Genomic DNA, 18,821 nt, shown 5'->3' with positions numbered 1-18,821 from the left:
ACGCACTGATTTGTCAGAAAAATACAAGAATTTATCCGGCAATGGCCGAATCAGACACGGCGATGAGGCGGTTTTCACAAAAAAATCAGGGAGATGGATTTATCCGCCGCCGCCGCCGTTGTGTTGAAAATCGCATTGGCAAGCGGGTTTCAGCGCCCTTGTCCCGCTATCCCGTCTAAGCGCGGCGGTTCGTAAACCGGTTCATTTAGTTTAGAGGCGGAGCGGGGCCGCGCCGCCTTTCTTGACCAGTTCGGCGAATTCGTTTTCCGGCATCGGCCGGGCGTAGAGAAAACCTTGGCCGTGCTCGCAACCGGCGTCCAGCAGGAAGCGGCGCTGGGCTTCGTTTTCCACGCCTTCGGCCACCAGGCCCAGGTGCAGGGTTTTGGCCAGCGAGATGATGGCCAGGCTGATGCTGGTTTCGTGCTCGCGGTCCGGCAGGCCGCGCACCAGCGATTGGTCGATTTTCAGCGTTTGCACCGGCAATTGGCGCAGATAGCTGAGCGAGGAATAGCCGGTGCCGAAATCGTCGATGGACAGGCCGACGCCTAGTTGGCGCAACTCTCGCAGCACCGACAGATGTGCGTCCGGATTGCTCATCACGAAGCGCTCGGTGATTTCCAGTTCGATCTGCTGCGGTGGAACCCGGCAGTCGCGCAGCGCCTGCTTCAGGGTTTGCAGAATGGGCGCGCGCTGGATTTGCGCGCCGGCGATATTGAGGCTGAGCACGCCCGGCGACAGGCCGGCGTCCTTCCAGCGGCGCAGAATGCCGCAGGCGTGGCGGATCAGCCAGCTGCCGATCGGGATGATCAGGCCGGTTTCCTCGGCCAGCGGAATGAAGGTGTCCGGCCCGATCAGGCCCCGGCTCGGGTGCTGCCAGCGCAGCAAGGCCTCGGCGCCGATCAGGGCGCCGCTTTGCAGATGATATTTGGGCTGGAACACCAGGAATAGCTCGCGCCGCTCTAGCGCCAGGCGCAGCTCGCGTTCCTGTTCCACCCGCAGCCGCGCGCGCTGGGTCAGTTCCTCGGTGTAAAAGCGGAAGGCGCCCTTGCCGTCGTTCTTGGCCTGGTACATGGCGGCGTCGGCGTTGCGCATCAGCGTTTCCGCGTCCTGGCCGTCGCGCGGGTAGATGCTGATGCCCACGCTACAGCCCACTTCCACCTCCTGTTCTTCCAGGCGGAACGGCCGGGCGCAGGCTTTGACGATCTTGTTGGCGATGTCGATCACCGGATTGTCGGCTTTCTGGTTCTCCAGCAGGATCAGGAATTCGTCGCCGCCGATGCGGGCCACGGTGTCGTTGGCGCGCAGGCAGTCCTTGAGCCGGGCGGCCACTTCCACCAAGAGGCGGTCGCCGGCGCCGTGGCCGCGGGTGTCGTTGATCTGCTTGAAGTTGTCCAGATCGATGAACAAGACCGCCACGCGGCGGCGTTCGCGTTTGGCGGTCTGGATCGCGTGTTCCAGCCGCGACAGGAACAGCAGCCGGTTGGGCAGGGTGGTCAGCGAGTCGTAATGCGCCAGCTGCGCCATTTCGGCGGCGGATTTTTTGATCTGGGCGATGTCGGAGAACACGCCGACGTAGTTGCGCACCGCGCCGTCGGCGTCGCGCACCGCGGTGACGGTGAGCCAGGCCGGCGCTACGCTGCCGTCCTTGTGCAGGTTCCAGATTTCGCCTTGCCAGCGGCCGTGTTCCGCCACGGTCTGCCACAGCCGGCGGTAGAAGCCGGCGTCGTGGCGCCCGGAATGCAATAGGCGCGGGCTCTGGCCCAAGAGGTCGGCGCGGGCGTAGCCGGTGAGCGCGCTGAAGGCCGGGTTGACGTCGAGGATGCGCAGATCGGCGTCGGCGATCATCACCCCTTCCAAAGTGTGTTCGTAAACGGCGGCGGCCTGCTGCAGGGTCTGTTCGCGGCGCTTGAATTCGCTGATGTCCTGCAAGGTGCCGCTCAGGCGGACGACGCGGCCGCGGCCGTCCTGTTCCAGCGAGATGTGATGGCGCACGTGGCGGTCGCCGCCGTCCGGCAGCAGGATGCGGTGGTCAAGCTGCGCGGTTTCGCGCCGGCGCAGCACTTGGCGCAGGCAGCGGCGCAGCGGCGGCCAGTCGGCGGGCGGCAGCAAGGCGGGCAAGCGCGCCAGCGGCGGCGGGGGCCGGGCCGGGTCCAGCCGCCACAATTGGTACAGCTCTTCCGACCAATGCGGGGCGGCGTCGCCGCGCCGCCATTCCCAATGGCCTATCCGCGCCTGGGCCAGCGCCTCGCTCTGACGGCGTTGAGCGTCGCTGTGGTATTGGCTGCGCTCCAGGAAGTTGGACAGCATGTCCGCCACCGATTGCAGCATGTGTTGCTCTATCCACAGCCAGCTATGCGGCGTCGGCGCGCTGACCGCCAGCACGCCGCGCCAGCATTGGCGAGGCCGCAGCGTGGCCAGCAGCGCGCTCTGGCCGTTGTCGCCCAGCAATTGGCGCAGCGCGGCGGCGGCTTCCGGCGCGTCGGCGCTGTCGTTCAGTTGCAAGGTGCGTTGCTGGCCCAGCTGTTGTTCCAGCCAGCAGAGTTTGGAGCGGGGGATGGCCGGGGCCTCGGCCGGCGGTCCGGCCGCCCGCGCCTCGTTTCGCCATTCTCGGGCGATGCGCACTTGCTTGCCTTCGATGTCGAGCAGGGCCAGCAGGCAGCGGTCGGCGTCCAGGAATCGTCCCACGCGCTCCAGCAGGCCGCTCATGCGCGCCCACAGCGGTTCGGCCGGTTGGCTGGCCAGTTCGGCGGACAGGCCGGCCAGTTGCGCGAGGATGTCCAGATGGCGGGTCAGCAGTTGCTCGGAGGTGAGCCGGTCGGTGGCGTCGTGGAAGGTCAGCAGCAGGCAGTCCTGGCCTTCGGCCCGCAGCGGCCGCGCGCGGATGTCGGCATGGCCGGCGTCGCCGTCCGGCCGGCGCAGCGGGGTGGCGGCGATCTGGCTGGGTTTGTCCTTGGGCAGGGCCAGCAGCGGCCGCAGCGCTTCGGCCAGCCCGCTGTCGGGCGCCAGCGCCGAGAGCGCGAGGGGATAGGCGGGCGGCTCGGCGAGGCCCAGCAATTCCATCAGCGCGGCGTTGGCGTACAGCACTTGCTGGCCGCTGGGCTCCAGCAGCAGCACGCCGTCGTCCAATTGCTCCAGCATGGCCTGGGCCGGCGGCGGCTGGGGTTTGGCGGCGGCGCTCAGCGCCGGTTGCAGCAGCTGCCGCCCCAGGCTGTGGGTCATGTCGGTGAGCATCTGCCGCGCTTGTCGTCCGGCGGCGCTGTCCTGCGGCAGCGCGGGCTGGGCGGCCAGCGCGGACAGCATCTGCGCTTCGCCTATGGCGTGGCGCAGCGCGTAATCGCGCACTTGCTCCAGCTGGCGCAACAGGCTGTCCAGCGACGCGCCGGCGGCGAAGGCGGCGTCGTAGCGGTTCAGCAAGTCGCGCAGACGGCGTTGGTGTTTGCCGGCGGCGGGCCCGCTATCGGCGGCGGCTGGTTTCTTGATCGTCGGCATGAAGTCTCTTTCTGCGCTCGCGCCCGCTGCGGACGCGGTCAGGTCTTGCTTCATTGTTAGGCATGGATTTCAAAAAGGCCAACCACTTAATAGCTATATGAGTGGTTCATAAAAACGCCGGCGCGTCTTGAACATGTCTTCGCGCGCGGCGGGGCGCGGACTTGCGCGGGATCCGCCGCCGGCGGGCGTTGCCGGCGGGGTTTTATGAACGCCGGAGCAGGCCGGCCAGTTCGCCGACGCGCGCCAGCGCCGCCAGATAGCGGTCGTCCAGCGGATAGCAGCAGGACAGCCGCAGCGCGTTGGGATAGCGGCCGCTGGGGGAGTACAACGGGCCGGGCATGATGCTGATCTTTTCCGCGATGGCGGCGTGGAACAGCGCCACCGCGTCGATGTCCTCGGGCAGTTCCACCCAGATCAGGAAACCGCCGGAAGGCGCGGTGGCGTGGGTGCCGGCCGGGAAGTGGCGCGCGATCATGCCGCGGACTTTTTCCACGTGGGCGGCGTAGCGCCGCTTCAGCGCGCGCAGATGATGGTCGTAGCCGCCGGACTCCAGAAAGGCGCCCAGGGTTTCCGCCAGCACCGCCGGCTCCGCCACCGAGGAGGCGAATTTGAGCTGGCGCAGCGCGTGGCCGAAGCGTCCGCCCTCCATCCAGCCGATGCGGAAATCGGGCGCCAGGGTCTTGGTGTAGCTGGAGCAGACGATGACCCAGCCTTCGTCGTCGAAGGCCTTGACCGCAGGCGACAGGGTGTCGCCGAACTGCAGCTCGGCGTACAGCGCGTCCTCGATCAGCGGCACTTGGTGGCGGGTGATCAGCCGCGCCAGCCGTTTCTTGGCCTCCAGCGGCATGGTCGCGCCCAGCGGATTGTGCACATTGGGCATCGCCACCAGCGCGTTGATGCGCTTTTCCGCCAGCAAGAGTTCCACCGCGTCGATGGACAGGCCGGTTTGCGGGTCGGTGGGGATCTCCACCGTTTTCAGGCCCAGGCTGGCGATCAAGGGCAGCAGGTTGAAATAGGTGGGCGATTCCAGGCCCACGGTGTCGCCGGGCCGGGTCACCGCGCGCAGCGCCAATTGCAGCGCTTCCATGCAACCGTGGGTGAGCACGATGTCCTGCGCCTGCAAGGTCATGCCCAGTTCCAGACCGCGGCGCGCGATCTGGGTGCGCAGCCGCAAGGAGCCCGGCGGCAGCGCGTAGCGGCTGATCATGCCGGGCTGGCGGCGCAGTATCTGTCCCATCAGCCGGCCCAGCTTGCCGCCGGGGTAGAAGTCGCCGCCGTGCGGACAGGCCAGCGCCAGGTCGATGTAGTCCTCGTTCTGCTGCGCCTCCAGCACGGTGTCGATCAGGCCCAGCACCTGCGGGCGGGTGGGCGCAGCCGGGCTGCTGAGGGTGGCGGCCGGCCGCGCCGGCGACGGCAGCCGCGCCCGCACGTAGTAGCCGGATTGCGGCCGGGCTTCGATCAGGCCGCGGTCTTCCAGCACCCGGTAAGCGGCCACCACGGTGTTCAGGCTGAGCTGGCGGCTTTGCGAGGTGCGCCGCACCGACGGCAATTTGGCGCCGGGCGGCAGCGTGCCGCGCTTGATGGCCAGCGACAGATCGTCGGCCAGTTGCTGATACAGCGTGGGGGCTTGGGGGGCGACAATGGGTTCCATGGGCACAGCTTGCCGCGCTTGGGCGGTGGTAGACAGACACAGTGCCCATGATAGGCGATGGTGACAGTTTGAGGAAACGCCGCGCTGTCACCACCGCGAAAGGTGACAGCTGCGGCTGTCGGCGCGGCGAGGCGCTGCGTAGCATGGATTGGGAAAGCGGGGCCGCGTCGGCCCCATGCATCGTCATACCGCGCCGCCGGCCGGCGCGGAGCAAGAAAGTGAAGCCCGTCATGCCCGAATTCGCCCTACTGTCCTACGTGGCGGTGATGTCCATCACCCCCGGCCCCAATAACCTGATGCTGACCGCGTCCGGCGTCAATTTCGGCTTTCGCCGCACCATCCCGCACATGCTGGGCATCAGCCTGGGCTGCGCTTTCCAGGTGTTCCTGGTGGGCAGCCTGCTGTCGCTGCTGCTGGACGGCATCCAGGCCGCGCGGCTGCCGCTGGCCCTGCTGGGCTGCGCTTATCTATTGTGGCTGTCCTGGAAGATCGCCCGCGCCGGCCAGCCGGAGGCGGGCGCGGCGGCGCGTCCGCTGGGCTTTGTCGGCGCGGCGCTGTTTCAATGGCTGAATCCCAAGGCCTGGGTGATGGTGATCAACGCCGCCATCCTGTTCATGCCGGCGGCGGACGGGCAGCGCTGGCTGGGCGCGGCCATGCTGGCGGCGGTGTTCGCCGTGGTCAATCTGCCCTGCATCGGCGTCTGGGCCTGGGCCGGCGAGCGCTTGCGCGCCTGGCTGGCCAGCCCGCGCGCCTTGCTGGGTTTCAATCTGAGCATGGGCGTGTTGATGGCGGCCACCGCGCTGTGGCTGTTGTACGACGAATTCCAGCCGCAGGGCCCGGCGCGGGCGGCCGAGGTCGCGGCCGCGCCGGCGGCGCCGCGAGCGGTGGGCACGATGTCCGTTTTTGACAGCGGCTTGTCCGTAATCAGCGTTAAATAAAGGCGGGAGAGTCCGTAGCATTCGGGCTGTGTTCAACAGCGTCCGGCCCGGACGTGAGGGAGAAACCGCCATGAAGAAAACCGCCTTGCTGGTGATTGACGCGCAAGAGTCGTTCCGCCACCGTCCGTATTGGAAGGAAGACGAGATTCCGGCCTTTCAGGACAAGTTGCAGCAATTGATCGCCGGCGCCGAGAGACTGGGCGCGCCGGTGATCAACATTCTGCACGAAGACGGCGACGCCGCCTTTTCCGCCGAGTCCGGCCTGGTGCGGCCGCTGGAGTGGCTGCGCCACCGGCCGGCTGCCACCTTCGTCAAGCACGTGCACAACGCCCTGACCGATTCCGGCCTGCAGCCCTGGCTCATCCGCCACGGTATCCAGCGCTTGATCGTGTCCGGCATCCGCACCGAGCAATGCTGCGAAACCACCACCCGGGTGGCCTCGGACTTGGGCTACGAGGTGGATTTCGTCACCGAGGCCACGCTGACTTTCGACATGAGCCATCCGCATAGCGGCCAGGTGTTCAGCGCGGCGGAGATTCGCGCCAAGACCGAGCTGGTGCTGGCCGGCCGTTTCGCCGACGTCGTCAGCGTGGAGCAGGCGCTGGCCAAGCTGGCGCGCTGAACGGCGGGTATTTGATCATCGCCATCTCGACTATCTGATGTTACCGTAAAGCGATATCCAAAATGAATGCGGCGGGCGCGGCCCGCCGCGCAGCCATGGGAGAATTGCATGCAGCCCACCCTTCCGCCCGACGACATGCCGGTCTATCGTCTGCTGACCAGCCCGGACGACGCCGGCTTCTGCCGCCGCGTCAGCGAGGCGCTGGCCCTGGGCTACCGGCTGTACGGCTCGCCGGCGGCCACCTTCAACGGCGAGCGCGTCATCGTCGCCCAGGCGGTGCTGTGGCCGGGCGCGCAAGCCCAGGGAGGCGGCGATGCCGTGGAGTGATCTCTTGCAGGCGCTGGCCATCGTGCTGGTGTGGGGCGTCAACTTCGTGGTGATCAAATGGGGCGTGTCCGATGTGCCGCCCTTGCTGCTGGGCGGCCTGCGCTTCTGTCTGGCCGCGGTGCCGGCCTTGTTCTTCATCCGCCGGCCGGCGCTGCCGTGGCGCTATCTGCTGGCCTACGGCCTCAGCGTGGGCGTCGGCCAGTTCGCCTGCCTGTTCACCGCGATCAAGCTGGGCATGCCGGCCGGCCTCGCCTCGGTGGTGCTGCAATCGCAGGCCTTCTTCACCCTGATCCTGGCCGGGCTGTGGCTGCGCGAGCGCTGGCAGGCCAGTCAGATGGCCGGCCTGCTGCTGGCCCTGGGCGGCCTGGCGCTGATAGGCCTGAGCAAGGGCGGCAGCATGACGGCGGTGGGCCTGGGTCTGACCATCGCCGCCGCCTTCAGCTGGGCATTGTCCAATGTGGTGGTGAGGCAGATGGGCCGCGCCGGCTACAGCGTGCAGCCGCTGGGCCTGGTGGTGTGGTCCAGCCTGGTGCCGCCGATTCCGTTCTTCCTGCTGTCCTGGTGGCTGGAAGGGGGCGAGCGCATCGCCGCCGCCTTGGAGCATTTCACGCCGCAGGCGCTGTTCGCGGTAGCTTACCTGGCTTTTGTCGCCACCCTGTTTGGCTATGGCTTGTGGAGCCGGCTGCTGTCGCGCCATCCGGCCGGCAAGGTGGCGCCGTTTTCCCTGCTGGTGCCGGTGGTGGGCGTGCTGGCCTCGGGCCTGCTGCTGGGCGAGCGCCTGAACGCGCTGCAGGCGGCCGGCAGCCTGTTGTTGCTGGCCGGGCTGGCGGTGAACGTGTTCGGCGCGCGCTGGCTGGCGCGCCGGCGCGCGGGAGCGGCGACGCGTGGCGCTTGATATCTTTTTCGTACTGCCGCCCAATCTGCTGCTGGTGGATCTGGCCGGTCCGGCCGACGCTTTTCGCATCGCCGCGCAACTGGGCGCGCCGTTCCGGCCGCATTACATCGCGCCGGCGGCCGGCGTGCCCACCTCGCTGGGCCTGAGCCTTGAAGGCGCGGCGCCCTTGCCGGACGCGCTGCCGGACGAGGCGCTGGTGGTGATCAGCGGCGCCGCGCATTCGATCGAGGCCTATGCGCGGCCGGAGGCGCGCGAGATCGTGCGCTGGCTGCGCCGCCGGGTGGACCCCGGCCGCCAGCGCGTGGCCAGCATTTGCTCAGGCAGCCTGCTGGCGGCGGAAGCCGGCCTGCTGGACGGCCGCCAGTGCACCACTCACCACACCCTGCTGCAGCGTTTGCAGCAACTGGCGCCGCAGGCCAGGGTGCAGCAGAACCGCGTCTTCGTGCAGGACGGGCCCATCAGCAGCAGCGCCGGCATCACCGCCGGGGTGGACCTGGCATTGCAACTGATCGCGCAGCTGGCCGGCCCGGCGCTGGCGCGGGACGTGGCGCGCCACATGGTGGTGTATTTCCGCCGTTCCGCCGGGGATCCGGAGTTGTCGCCGTGGCTGACGCACCGCAACCATTTGCACCCGGCGGTGCACAAGGCGCAGGACCTGATCGCCGCCGATCCGGCGCGCGGCTGGCGGGTGGAGGACTTGGCCGGCCAGGTGCACGTCAGCGCCAGGCATTTGTCGCGCTTGTTCCGCGAGCACGCCGGCGTGTCGGTGCACGACTATCACACCGGGCTGCGCCTGGCGCTGGCCAGCCAGTGGCGCGGCGCCGGCCTGTCCAAGGAGAAGGCCGCGCTGGCGGCCGGATTTTCCTCGGCGCGGCAATTGAACCGGGCCGACGCCGGCGGCCATTGATGCGGGCGGGATTTTGTTTTTATTCAAGTTTTGCATAGGAATGCCGATGTTGCGGTTGACGTTCGCTTAGATCGCTTCATAATTCGAGCAATATCCAACGGTATTTGCCATGAAAACGATTCCCAGTGTTGCCTGCTTCCTGTCCGTCTTGCTGGGCTTGTCCGCCTGCGCCACCGCCGAGCGTCCGCCGCAGGCCGCCGAGGCCCCGCGCGCCGCCGCGGGGATGACGCCGAGCGGCGTCGGTTTCGTCGGTCCTGGCATTGAAACCGAAGCGCCCAAGGTGGTGGTCAAGGAAGTGAATCCCTATCAGCCCATTGTGGTGCGGGTGGTGGGCAGCGGCGCGGCGCCGTACACCTCCAGCCTGACGCCGTCGCAGCGCAAGCTGCTGGCCTTGCGCGCCGCCCGGCTGGACGCTTTCCGCGCCATCGCGGAACAGGTGCAGGGCATGAAGCTGGTGGGCAACAGCTCGGTGTCGAACATGATCGCCAACAGCGATAGCTTCCGCACCTATGTGGACGCCTATCTGCGCGGGGTCAACATCGTGTCCAACAACATGAAGCCGGACGGCACCAGCGAGGCGGTGGCCGAGATCACGCTGGATCAGGACTTCTACAAGCAGTTCCGCCAGGCGCTGGACAAGACCGGCAGCGTGATGAAGGCTTCGCAGGAAAACGCCACGTCCGGCCTGCAGTGCGCCGAGGGCAATTGCGGCGCGGCGCGTTACAACAGCAACTACTACATGGCTCAATGATGCGGTTTCGTTTCCGTACCCTGCTGGCCGCCGCGTTTGCGGCGGCTTTTGTTTGTCCGGCCGGCGCCGAGATCATGCGCGCCGAGGGCGTGGCCTCATTGGACAACGGCGTCGCCGCCGCGCGCGAGCAGGCGCTGCAGGACGCGCTCAAGATGGTGGCGCTGCGCCAGGGCGCGCGGGTGGAGGCTTCGCAGGGGCTGGATTACGGCAGGAGCAGCGAGTCCGGCACGCTGACGCCGCTGGCGCCGGCGCAGGGCGCGGTCAAGGTGGTGAAGGAGTTCCAGCAGGGCAAGCTCTACCATGTGCTGGTGGAGGTGGACACCGCCAAACCGTCCGGCGCCGCGCGCGGCAAGGAGGCCGCCTGCGCGATGCCGCCGGGCCGCAGCCTGCGCCGCAAGATCGTCACCACGTATTTCCAGGTGGACCGCCCGGCGGAGGCGTCCGACATGCCGGAGCTGGCCACCGGGCTGCCCACCGAGCTGTCGCGGCGGCTGGGCGCCAACCGCATGTACAGCCTGTTGGACGCCAACACGGTGTCGGTGCTGGCGGATGCGCGCGTGGCCGAACCGGCCGCCGGCGCGGAGATCGCCCGCCGCATCGGCCAATCCGAGGACGCCCAGTTCGTGGTGGCCGGGCGGGTGCTGGCCACCGGCGCCACCGCCAAGGGGCTGCGCAAATCGCTGTACGAGTCCAACAACACCAGTCAGCAGGGGACGTTCTACAACGGGCCGTTCGCCGGCCTGTTCGGCGGCGGAGTCAAATACGTGCCCACCGAGCGCCAGTTCGACGCCGAAGTCTGGGTGTACGACGCGCTGACCGGCGCCTTGCTGGCCCGCGAGCGGGTGTCGGAGCTGGCCAAGGGCGAAGTGACGCCGAATCCGCCGCGGCCCTTCGCCTCGGCGGCGTTCTGGCAGAGCGATTACGGCCAGGCGGTGAACCGGGCGCTGGATCAGGCGGTGAGCAGGATAGGCGAGGTGATTTCCTGCATTCCGTTCTCCGCCCGCATCGTCAAACTGGCCGGCCCGCGCCAGGTCTACATCAACGCCGGCTCGCTGGACGGCGTCGCCGTCGGCGATAAATTCCTGGTCTATCAGCGCAAGAGCGCGCAGCCGGTGCGCGATCTGATCTCCGGGCGCGAGCTGGGCGTGCCGGAAACCCTGGCCGGCGACGTCGTCATCAGCCAGGTGCAGCCCAATTTCGCCGTCGGCGCGGTGCAGGCGCCGGGCAAGGTGGAAGAAGGTGATTACGTGCGCTTCATGCCGCGGCGCTGAGCGCGGCCGCCAATGAAAAAAAGCCCGCCTTCACGGCGGGCTTTTTGCGTCGGATTTGCGTCGGAGAGTCAAGCGGGCAGGAAGGCGGTGGCCTCGATTTCGAACAGCATGCCGTCCAGCGCCAGCCGCGGCACCGGGATCAGCGTGCAGGCCGGCGAGGGCAACGCGCCCCAGGCGGCGGCCAGTTCCGCGCCGAAGGCGCGCAGCCGCGTTTCGCTGTGATCGACGATCAGCACCGTCAGCTTGGCGACATGGGCGAGGTCGGCGCCGCCGGCGGCCAAGGCGGTGCGCAGATTGGCCAAGGCCTGGCGCACTTGCGCCTCGAAACCGTCGGCCAGTTCGCCGGCGGCGTTTTCACCGCCCTGACCGGCCACCAGCAGCATGCGGCTGCCGGCGTCGACGATGGCCAGATGGGAATAGCGGTTGGGCGCCGGGTCGTACAGACCGGCGGGATTGCTCAGGCGGAAGGGAACGGTTGTGCTCATCGACTCTCTCCTGTGGTGTGCCGCCGTCCCGGGATCAACGGGGCTGCGCGGCGACGACGGCCGGGTTTTGCATCGCTTCGGCGTAGCCCTGGGGCGCGAAGCGGCGGGTCAGCACCAGCAGGCTGGCGATCAGCAGCGCCAGGCACAGCCAGGCCAGATTGAAGCTGGAAGTGGCGTCGCGGATCCAGCCGGCGGCGAAGGGCGCCACCGCGGCGATCAGATAGCCTATGCCCTGCACGAAGGCCGACAACTGGCCGGCGTTGCGCGCGTCCTCGTAGTGGTGCAGCGTCAGAATCATGGTCAGCGGGAACAGGCCGCCCACGCCCAAGCCCAGCAGCGCCACCCACAGCAGCAGCAGGCCGCCGTGCGGCGCCAGCACCATGCCCAGCAAGCCGGCCAGCACCGCCAGCAACACCAGGGTCAGCCAGCCGCGCATATCATGACTGCGCGCCGACAACAGCGGGATGGTCAGGCCGGACACCACTTCCATGCCGGTCATGAAGCTGAGCATCAGGCCGCCTTGTTGCTGGCTCCAGCCCAGTTGCACGAACAAGGCCGGCAGCCAGGCCAGCGAGCTGGCGTAGACCGCGGTGCCGATGCCGAAATAAAAGGCCAGCAGCCAGGCGCGCGGGATCCGGCTGAATTGCGGAGCGCGCGCGGCGGAGCCGCCGCCGGGAGCGCGGCGCGGCGCGCTCAGCAGCCAGCAGGGCAGCGCCAGTGCCGCCAGAGCGGCCCAGGCGGCCAGGCCGTTTTGCCAATGCGCGCTATGCGCGGCCAGCCACGGCGCGCCGGCGGCGGCCAGGGAGGCGCCGCCCATGATGGCGGTGATGTAGAAGCCCATCAGCGCCGAGACCTTGTGCGGGAAATACTGCTTGATGAAGCCGGGAATCAGGGCCTGGGCCAGCGCGATGCCGATGCCGGCCATCAGCGCGGTGGCCAGCAGCGCGCCGAAGCTCGTTGGCAGCCAGCGCAGCGCGCTGGACAAGAAAATCAGCAGCAGGGCGATGACCACGCCCTGGCGCGCGCCGGCGCGGCGTTCCAGCCAGCTGCCCAGAAAGGCGCCGGCGCCCATGGTGGCCACCGGCAGCGTGGTCAACAGCGAGGCGTCGCTAAAACTCATGCCGGTGGCGTGGCGCAGCTGGTCCAGCAGCGGGCCGATGGCGGCGAGGGCGGGGCGCAGGTTCAGGCCCACCAGAATGATGGACAGCGCCAGCCACAGCGGGCGCTGAACGGAGGTGTCTTGCTTCATGAAGTTTTGCTTTCGGTGGGGAGGGGGCGAGCTTGGGGCGTCGCTTCGGCTTGCGCTTCTCCGGGGAAGCTTTGCAGCCACTGACTCAGCAGCGCGGCCAGTTGTTCGCGTTGCGGCGCGGCCAGCGCGGCCAGCGCGGTGTCCTGGGTGGCGATGTGGGCGCTCATCGCGCGCTCAATCAGCTCCAGTCCGGCCGGGCTCAGACGGATCAGCATGCCGCGGCGGTCCTTGGGGTCGGGCAGGCGCTCCACCCAGCCGGCGCTCTCCAGCCGGTCCAGGCGCTTGCTGACCGCGCCCGAGGTCAGCAGCAGCGTGGTGTAGAGCATGGTGGGCGATAGCTGGTAGGGCGCGCCGGCGCGGCGCAGCGTGGCCAGTACGTCGAACTCGCCGTCCTTGAGTCCGAAGCGGGCGAAGTTGTCGGCCAGCGCGCGCTCCACGTGGGTGACCAGCCGCGCCAGCCGGCCGATGACGCCGATGCTGGCGCTGTCCAGATCGGGCCGCTCGCGCCGCCACTGGGAGATGATGGTGTCTATCTTGTCCATGGGGGGCGATTATGTCATGGATATGTATTCCTGGGAAGATATTTTACTTAAAGTATCTTTATATGAAATTATTCGCGCGGCATCAGGCGACCCCGCGTTTGAACCGCTTCAGCCGTCCGCTTGCAGCCAGGCGGACTTGAAATCAAACCAGCCCAGGCTGTTGAGGCGCACGCCTTGCATCTGGGCCGGCCCTTGCAGCCGCAGCCAGTTGTGAAACAGCGGCAGCATCCAGCGTTGCTGGACCACGGCGGCGGACAGATCCTGGGCGCGGAACAGGCCCTGGCGCCAGCTCTGATGCCACTGCGCCAGCGGCAGCGCCGGCTCCAGGCAGCGGCGCAGCAGCGGGGTGCCCAGCACCCAGGCGGCCACCGAGTATTCCGGCCGGGTGGCGAAGTTGACCGAGCCCAGCCACACATCGGCGTCGGCCCGGCCCTGCTCCCAGTCGGCGTAGGGCAGGGCGCGGCATTCCAGCGTCACGCCGTGGGGCCGCAGGCAGCGCGCCATCGCGGCGGCGATCAATTGGTACTCCGGATGCTGCTCGTAATACGCCAGACGCAGCGCGCTCAGACCGTCCGGCGGCTTCAGGTTCAAGGCCGGCTGGGCGTGGTGCCAATTGGGCAGCAGGCCGGCGGCCGGCGCCCAGTACTGACGCACCGCCGGCGCGGTTTCATGGATCACGGCCAGCGGCGCCAGGGCCTGGGCCAGCCAGTCGCGCAGCGCGGCGTCGTGCAGACGCGGGGAGCGGCCGTCGGCGAGCAGGAAGTAGACGCCGGACTCCAGCGCCATTTCGGTCTGCACGCTGGGCTCGCGCGGATTGATGCGCACTTCCAGGCCGCAGACCTGGCCGTTGCCGTGTTCCAGTTGTTCGCCCAGTTCCGGCATCATCCAGATGTCCACCTGGTCCAGCAGCGCGCGGTAGCCGAAGTAATCGTCGAAGGCCTGCAAGCACAGCCGGTGGCGGGTGTTGGCGGCGACGCGGTAAGGGCCGGTGCCCACCGGGCGCGAGGCGAAGTCGGCGCGGGCGGCGTGGTCGGCCGGCAGGATCAGCGCGGCGCTGTCGGCCAGCAGCCAGGGCAGCCATTGGTCGGGCTCGCTCAATTCCAGCGCCAGGCTGCGCGGCGACAAGGGCCGCACGGCTTGCAGATGGGAGAACAGCGGCTGCGCGCGCAAGCGCAGCAGCGAGGCCTGGACATCGGCGACGCTCAGCTCGCGGCCGTCGTGCCAGCGCACCGCCGGTCGCAGGTGGAAGTGCCATTCCAGCGGTCCCTGCTGGCTCCAGTGATGGGCGAGATCGCCTTCTACTTCCCCTTTTTCCTCATTTATCCGGCTCAGTCCGTTGAAGATCTGGCCGACCAGATGCCGCTCGGAACGGCGCAAGGGCGTGCCGGGGTAGAGGTTGGGCAAGGGCCGGTAATAAGGCACGCCCAATACCTGGCGGTCCTGGCTCCAGCGTTTGCCCAGCCGCGCCAACAGCAAGGGCGCCAGCTCGCCGCGGTCGTCGCCCAGCAAGTCCACCGCCTGCTCCACCCGGCCCTGTTCCAGCAATTGCGCGGCGCGCTCCCGCTGCAACTGCTCCGGGGCTTGCAGAAAGCGCAGTTGCGAGCGCATGCCGCGCCCGGCTTGCGCCTGCCACGCTATCCAGCCTTGCGCCTGCATCTGTTGCAGCAGGCTGCGCATGTGGCGACGCGTGCAAAACAGCAGGTCGGCCAGCTGTTGCAGCGAGACGGCCTCGGTCTGGCCGGCGAAGTGATGATGGAGCTTCTGGTATTGCTGGGCGAGCCGCGCGGACATAAGAGGAAGTTTCCTGATTGAAAGTCAGCAATTTTTATTGCCTCATATTGCGCCGACAATACTCGCATCCACAGCGGGAGTCCACAGCGATGAAAACCGATCCGACCTTCTTGTTTTACCAGCGTTTTCTCGACGGCAAAAAGCCGGTGTTCGGCTTGACGCCGCAGGCGGCGCTGGAACGTTTGAACGAGTTGATGCAATGGCGGCCGCCGGCGGACGGCGGCGCAGAAAAAAAGCCGGGCGAACCCGGCTTGGAAGGTACTGAGGAGAACGAGGGAATTCAGAACCCGTTCAAAGTCTGGCGAGCCAGCGCCAGACATTGAAGCGGATCTCAGCGTAGGTAAGGCAGGTAGGGCGCCTCCTCGCGGATGGCGTAAGTCTTGCCGCCCAAGGTCACGCTGAAGTTGCGCGGGCCGGAGATCGGCAGATAGTAGACCACGGCCAGGCTGACGCTCTGGCCCGGCGCCAGCGACTGCCACGACGGCAGCTTGACCGAGACGCGATGGGCGTCGCCCTTCAGGCCGCCGATATTGTTGCCGCTATGGCCGACGCTGATCACCTTGAGTCCGAAGCCGGACTGGTCGGCGAAGTTGGACGGCGCCGAGGTGGGCACGTCGAACTGGAACTCGGTGCCGCCGGGCAGGGTGCTGCCGGAACGGTTGGTGATGGTCAGCTTGGGGTTGATCGGATAATTGCTGTCGCCCAGCGCGTAGCCGTCCAGCGAGAAGCCGACGTCGATGGCGGCGGTGGCAGCCGGCGCGGCGGCGGCGGGCTTGACGCTGACGGCGGCCGGTTTGCTGAAAGCGTTGTACAGCAGGCTGGTCAGCGTGGTGCCGATGAAGTACTCGCCCTTGCCGCCGTTGCGCTCCTGTTTCCAGTCGTAGTCGCCGGCCAGTTCCCAGAACATCACGCCGCCGACGTTGTTGGCGTCGACCCAGGCGGCTTTTTTGGCGATGGACTGCTCATCCTCGGTGGACAGGAACACTTTCTTGCCGGCGTTCCACAGCCACGGCGCGCTCAGGGTGTCGTTGTAGAAACGCTGATAGCTGCCGCTGAGCTGGTTTTCCGGCTTGCTCGGGTCCAGGTAGGCGGACAGATAGCTGCCGCCCTGGTTTTTCTCCAGGTTCTTGGCGTGCCACATCGGGTTGGAGCCGGCGCCCACTTCACGGCCTTGTTCGTCCAGGTCGTGCCACAGATTGTCTATGCCCACCGCGCCGTCGCCGCAGGTTTTCAGGCCGGTCGGGCAGTTGCCGCCCACCGAAGTGCCCCACAGGCCGTTGCTGCCGCCGTTGACGTTTTTCCAGCCGCGGGTGTAGTAGGGCACGCCGATATTGACGCGCGCCGCCGGCAAGCCGCCGCGGTAGTAGTGGTAGGACCAGTCGGTGTTCAGATAGCCGATGCCGCCGTATTGCGCGGTGGTGTACACGCTCCAGCGCGCCAGTTCGGCGTCCTTGCCGTCGTCGTAGAGCGCGGCGTTGGGGCCGACGAACTCGTTCCAGGCGCCGTGCAGGTCATAGGACATCACGTTGACGAAGTCGAAGTTGCGCAGGCTCTGGAAGGCTTCCATGCCGCGCAGCAGATAGCCGGAGGCCGGCACCGCGGCGGTGAGCTGGTAGTAGCGGCCGTCTTGGGAGGCGGCGCGGTCCAGCCGTTCGCGCAATGTCCGCGTCAGCGCGTTGAAGCCCTTGTTCAGCGAACCGCGGCGGGCGTTGGCGACGCTCCAGTCCAGCGGATTGCCGGCGTCGTTCATCGAGGTCGGGTATTCGAAGTCGATGTCCACGCCGTCGAAGCCGTATTTGCGCAGGAAGGCGACGGCGGAGTCGGCGAAGGCGTCGATGCCGGCCTGGTTGACGCTGCCGTCGGCGTTGATGGTCATGCTGTAGAAGCCGCCGCTGTTGACGCGCTTGCCGTCCGCGCCGAAATAGCCGCCGGTCTCGGCCCAGCCGCCCACCGAGACCAGGGTTTTGACGCCCGGGTATTTGCGCTTGTACTGGGTCAGCAGGTTGAAGTGGCCCTTATAGGGCAGGCTGGCGTCCATTTCCGCGCCGGGCACGCCCGGCCAGCTCATGTCGGTGGCCGGGTTGCCGGGATTGTTTTCGCCCACCGACAGCCGGTTGTTGCCGTCCACGTGGGCGAAGGCGTAGTTGATGTGGGTGAGCTTGCCCCAGGGGATGTCGCTGGCGAGGTAGGCCGGCTGGCCGTTCTTGCCGGTGCGCCAGCTGGTGAAGTAGCCAATCAGCCGCTTGCGGCTGCCGTTGGCCAACTGCTCGGCGCCGCCTTTCTGGTAGGCCGCGCAATACGGCACGTCCACGCCGTCGGTGCGCGCCAGCCCTTCCGGCCGGCACAGCGCGTTGCCGGTGGGCGGCGGCACTTGCACCAGCGGCGGTTCGGTCGGGTTGCCGCCGCCGCCGTCGCACTGGCCGATCAATTTCCACGGACTGGCGTCGCTGGCGGAGGGCGTATTGCCCTGGGTCCACCATTTGGCCTCCCAGGTCTGGCCCTGGTAGCTGACGCGCTGGCCGCCGGTGTAGATCGAGCCGGCGCTCCAGGCCGGGTCGACGCAGCTGGCGGCCGCGGTTTTGATCAGGCCGTCGCGGGCGGCGGATGCCGGCGCCTTGGCGGCGGTGGGGGCGTGCTGGGCGGCCAGCAGCGCGGCGCCGGCCACGGCGGTGCCGGCCAGGCCGGTTTTCAGCAGCAGTAAGGCTTTGCTCACAGTCCATCTCCTTCTTGGAAAAAGGCGGGGCGAAAGGCCGGCGCGGCGCGCCGACTTGTATTTAAGTTGTATTAAAGTTGTATGTAAGTGGTATTGGACCTAAGCATGTGCAGGGAAGGACTAAGCACACACCTGTTCTTTTTTTCAGGTGTATTCGCGCCATTTTTTGCTAGCGCCCGGACGAAGACGGACGCGCTGAGCGCGGCGGGACGGCCAAAGCCCGCAGCGGCGGCGTTTATGCGGTTTGGAGGCGGGAGAAGGAGACGGAGCGGCGGTCGGAATGCTGCAATGCGGCACGCCGACCGTGAATAATGGCGGAAAGAGCGAACTGTCGTTTTTCCGCGGCAGGAACTGTCGAAACCGGTTTAGTCGAAGCTCAGTTGACTGCCGGCGGCGATGGCGTGCTGGCGCGCCAGCGCGTGACGGGCGTAGCCGGTGCAGTGACAGGCGTACAGGCCCTCCGGCGCCAGTTGCTGGAAGTAGCGGCGGGTCCGCCAGACGCGCCACGGCGCCGCGCTGCGCAGGTGGAAACCACCTATCACCGCGTGGACGCGCGGCTCGGCGCAGACTTCGCGCGCGTAGTCGACGATGTGGCGGATGCCGGAATGGGCACAGCCGCTGAAGACGATCAGGCCTTGCTCGCCGCGGTAGACCAGGGCCGAATCGTCGGCCACCGGGTCCGGCCGGTGGCCGCTCGCGTCGACGAGGCGGCCCAGGGTACCGCGGCCTTCGGCGTGGCGCCGCCGTGGAATCTGGCCGAGGAAGACGTAGCGGTCGGCGAAGGCGTGGGGCCGGGCGTGCAGTTGCAGCTCGAAGCTGGCTTGCAGATCGGCTTCGGCGAGCGGCGAGCCCAGCTTGCGCAGCGTGATCGGTCCCAGCCGCGCTTCGCGCGCTCGGAAGGCCTCGGGATGGGCCAGCAGCGGCAGCGGCGCCGCCGCGCGCTGACGCAAGAGCCGGCTGAGCGCCGGCAGGCCGCCGCTGTGATCGTAATGGCCGTGCGACAACACCACCTGGCTGAGCGCGGCGAGGTCGACGCCCAGCTGGCTGGCGTTGCGCAGCAGCGTGTCGCTGCGGCCGGTGTCGAACAGGATGCGGTGCGGGCCGTCCTCGATCAGCAGCGCGAGGCCGGGCTCGGCGATCAAGTCCGGCCGCAGACTGTGGTTTTCCGCCAGTACGGTGACGCGCATCGC

At 67.9% G+C, this 18,821-nt stretch carries 16 protein-coding genes; 8 read left to right on the top strand and 8 right to left on the bottom strand.

Annotated elements, in window-relative coordinates:
• Positions 1-210: 210 nt before the first annotated feature.
• Positions 211-3,489, bottom strand: a complete 3,279-nt coding sequence (locus DB032_RS15480; protein ID WP_158274319.1) for an EAL domain-containing protein — start codon at positions 3,487-3,489, stop codon at positions 211-213.
• 202 nt (positions 3,490-3,691) lie between these two features.
• The gene (locus tag DB032_RS15475) at positions 3,692-5,140 is read right to left on the bottom strand and encodes a PLP-dependent aminotransferase family protein (RefSeq protein WP_107800265.1); all 1,449 of its coding nucleotides are present in this window, start codon (positions 5,138-5,140) and stop codon (positions 3,692-3,694) included.
• 230 nt (positions 5,141-5,370) lie between these two features.
• Between DB032_RS15475 and DB032_RS15470 the strand changes: the two genes are divergently transcribed.
• From DB032_RS15470 to DB032_RS15440, 7 genes are all read left to right on the top strand, one after another.
• Entirely contained in the window at positions 5,371-6,078 is a 708-nt protein-coding gene (locus DB032_RS15470) for a LysE family translocator (protein WP_107800264.1), read from the top strand.
• Between the two features lie 70 nt (positions 6,079-6,148).
• Positions 6,149-6,700 carry an isochorismatase family protein gene (locus DB032_RS15465; RefSeq protein WP_107800263.1) on the top strand — a complete coding sequence of 184 codons (552 nt, stop codon included), beginning with the start codon at positions 6,149-6,151 and terminating at the stop codon, positions 6,698-6,700.
• A 108-nt stretch (positions 6,701-6,808) separates the two neighbouring features.
• Positions 6,809-7,027 (top strand): DUF1737 domain-containing protein, encoded by a 219-nt coding sequence (locus DB032_RS15460; RefSeq protein WP_107800262.1) that lies wholly within the window; start codon positions 6,809-6,811, stop codon positions 7,025-7,027.
• Positions 7,014-7,922, top strand: a complete 909-nt coding sequence (locus DB032_RS15455) for an EamA family transporter (protein ID WP_107800261.1) — start codon at positions 7,014-7,016, stop codon at positions 7,920-7,922. Before DB032_RS15460 ends, DB032_RS15455 begins: the two co-directional genes overlap by 14 nt.
• Positions 7,912-8,829: a GlxA family transcriptional regulator gene (locus tag DB032_RS15450; protein WP_107800260.1), complete on the top strand. Its 918-nt coding sequence runs from the start codon at positions 7,912-7,914 to the stop codon at positions 8,827-8,829. The genes DB032_RS15455 and DB032_RS15450 overlap by 11 nt, the downstream gene beginning before the upstream one ends.
• A gap of 109 nt (positions 8,830-8,938) precedes the next feature.
• Entirely contained in the window at positions 8,939-9,580 is a 642-nt protein-coding gene (locus tag DB032_RS15445; RefSeq protein WP_107800259.1) for an LPP20 family lipoprotein, read from the top strand.
• Positions 9,577-10,851 carry a flagellar assembly protein T N-terminal domain-containing protein gene (locus DB032_RS15440; RefSeq protein WP_227107598.1) on the top strand — a complete coding sequence of 425 codons (1,275 nt, stop codon included), beginning with the start codon at positions 9,577-9,579 and terminating at the stop codon, positions 10,849-10,851. Before DB032_RS15445 ends, DB032_RS15440 begins: the two co-directional genes overlap by 4 nt.
• 68 nt (positions 10,852-10,919) lie before the next feature.
• Here the strand turns inward: DB032_RS15440 and DB032_RS15435 are convergent, their stop codons facing one another.
• From DB032_RS15435 to sgrR, 4 genes are all read right to left on the bottom strand, one after another.
• Positions 10,920-11,336 (bottom strand): RidA family protein, encoded by a 417-nt coding sequence (locus DB032_RS15435; RefSeq protein WP_107800258.1) that lies wholly within the window; start codon positions 11,334-11,336, stop codon positions 10,920-10,922.
• A gap of 34 nt (positions 11,337-11,370) precedes the next feature.
• On the bottom strand, positions 11,371-12,585 hold the full coding sequence (locus tag DB032_RS15430) for a cyanate transporter (protein WP_107800257.1): 1,215 nt from the start codon (positions 12,583-12,585) through the stop codon (positions 11,371-11,373).
• A complete protein-coding gene (locus DB032_RS15425) occupies positions 12,582-13,127 on the bottom strand; it encodes a MarR family winged helix-turn-helix transcriptional regulator (RefSeq protein ID WP_107800256.1) in 546 nt (181 codons plus the stop codon). Before DB032_RS15425 ends, DB032_RS15430 begins: the two co-directional genes overlap by 4 nt.
• A 108-nt stretch (positions 13,128-13,235) precedes the next feature.
• Positions 13,236-14,918: an HTH-type transcriptional regulator SgrR gene (sgrR, locus tag DB032_RS15420; protein ID WP_107800255.1), complete on the bottom strand. Its 1,683-nt coding sequence runs from the start codon at positions 14,916-14,918 to the stop codon at positions 13,236-13,238.
• Between the two features lie 17 nt (positions 14,919-14,935).
• Here sgrR and DB032_RS15415 point away from each other — a divergent pair, with 17 nt between their 5' ends.
• Positions 14,936-15,241 (top strand): hypothetical protein, encoded by a 306-nt coding sequence (locus tag DB032_RS15415; protein ID WP_146176695.1) that lies wholly within the window; start codon positions 14,936-14,938, stop codon positions 15,239-15,241.
• A gap of 8 nt (positions 15,242-15,249) precedes the next feature.
• Here the strand turns inward: DB032_RS15415 and DB032_RS15410 are convergent, their stop codons facing one another.
• Together DB032_RS15410 and DB032_RS15405 are read right to left on the bottom strand one after the other, a co-directional pair.
• Positions 15,250-17,631, bottom strand: a complete 2,382-nt coding sequence (locus DB032_RS15410; RefSeq protein WP_107800253.1) for a glycosyl hydrolase family 18 protein — start codon at positions 17,629-17,631, stop codon at positions 15,250-15,252.
• A 365-nt stretch (positions 17,632-17,996) separates the two neighbouring features.
• The gene (locus DB032_RS15405; RefSeq protein ID WP_107800252.1) at positions 17,997-18,818 is read right to left on the bottom strand and encodes an MBL fold metallo-hydrolase; all 822 of its coding nucleotides are present in this window, start codon (positions 18,816-18,818) and stop codon (positions 17,997-17,999) included.
• Positions 18,819-18,821 lie beyond the last annotated feature (3 nt).

Origin of the sequence: Chromobacterium sp. Panama (assembly GCF_003052555.1) — a bacterium.
Taxonomy (GTDB): Bacteria; Pseudomonadota; Gammaproteobacteria; order Burkholderiales; family Chromobacteriaceae; genus Chromobacterium.
The sequence above is the reverse complement of the archived record's forward strand: the minus strand, read 5'-3'. Positions and strand labels throughout refer to the sequence as shown.

Coding starts and splice junctions, on each gene's coding strand:
- DB032_RS15480 (WP_158274319.1), bottom strand. CDS start 3,489: ATGCCGACGATCAAGAAACCAGCCGCCGCCGATAGCGGGCCCGCCGCC.
- DB032_RS15475 (WP_107800265.1), bottom strand. CDS start 5,140: ATGGAACCCATTGTCGCCCCCCAAGCCCCCACGCTGTATCAGCAACTG.
- DB032_RS15470 (WP_107800264.1), top strand. CDS start 5,371: ATGCCCGAATTCGCCCTACTGTCCTACGTGGCGGTGATGTCCATCACC.
- DB032_RS15465 (WP_107800263.1), top strand. CDS start 6,149: ATGAAGAAAACCGCCTTGCTGGTGATTGACGCGCAAGAGTCGTTCCGC.
- DB032_RS15460 (WP_107800262.1), top strand. CDS start 6,809: ATGCAGCCCACCCTTCCGCCCGACGACATGCCGGTCTATCGTCTGCTG.
- DB032_RS15455 (WP_107800261.1), top strand. CDS start 7,014: ATGCCGTGGAGTGATCTCTTGCAGGCGCTGGCCATCGTGCTGGTGTGG.
- DB032_RS15445 (WP_107800259.1), top strand. CDS start 8,939: ATGAAAACGATTCCCAGTGTTGCCTGCTTCCTGTCCGTCTTGCTGGGC.
- DB032_RS15440 (WP_227107598.1), top strand. CDS start 9,577: ATGATGCGGTTTCGTTTCCGTACCCTGCTGGCCGCCGCGTTTGCGGCG.
- DB032_RS15435 (WP_107800258.1), bottom strand. CDS start 11,336: ATGAGCACAACCGTTCCCTTCCGCCTGAGCAATCCCGCCGGTCTGTAC.
- DB032_RS15430 (WP_107800257.1), bottom strand. CDS start 12,585: ATGAAGCAAGACACCTCCGTTCAGCGCCCGCTGTGGCTGGCGCTGTCC.
- DB032_RS15425 (WP_107800256.1), bottom strand. CDS start 13,127: ATGGACAAGATAGACACCATCATCTCCCAGTGGCGGCGCGAGCGGCCC.
- sgrR (WP_107800255.1), bottom strand. CDS start 14,918: ATGTCCGCGCGGCTCGCCCAGCAATACCAGAAGCTCCATCATCACTTC.
- DB032_RS15405 (WP_107800252.1), bottom strand. CDS start 18,818: ATGCGCGTCACCGTACTGGCGGAAAACCACAGTCTGCGGCCGGACTTG.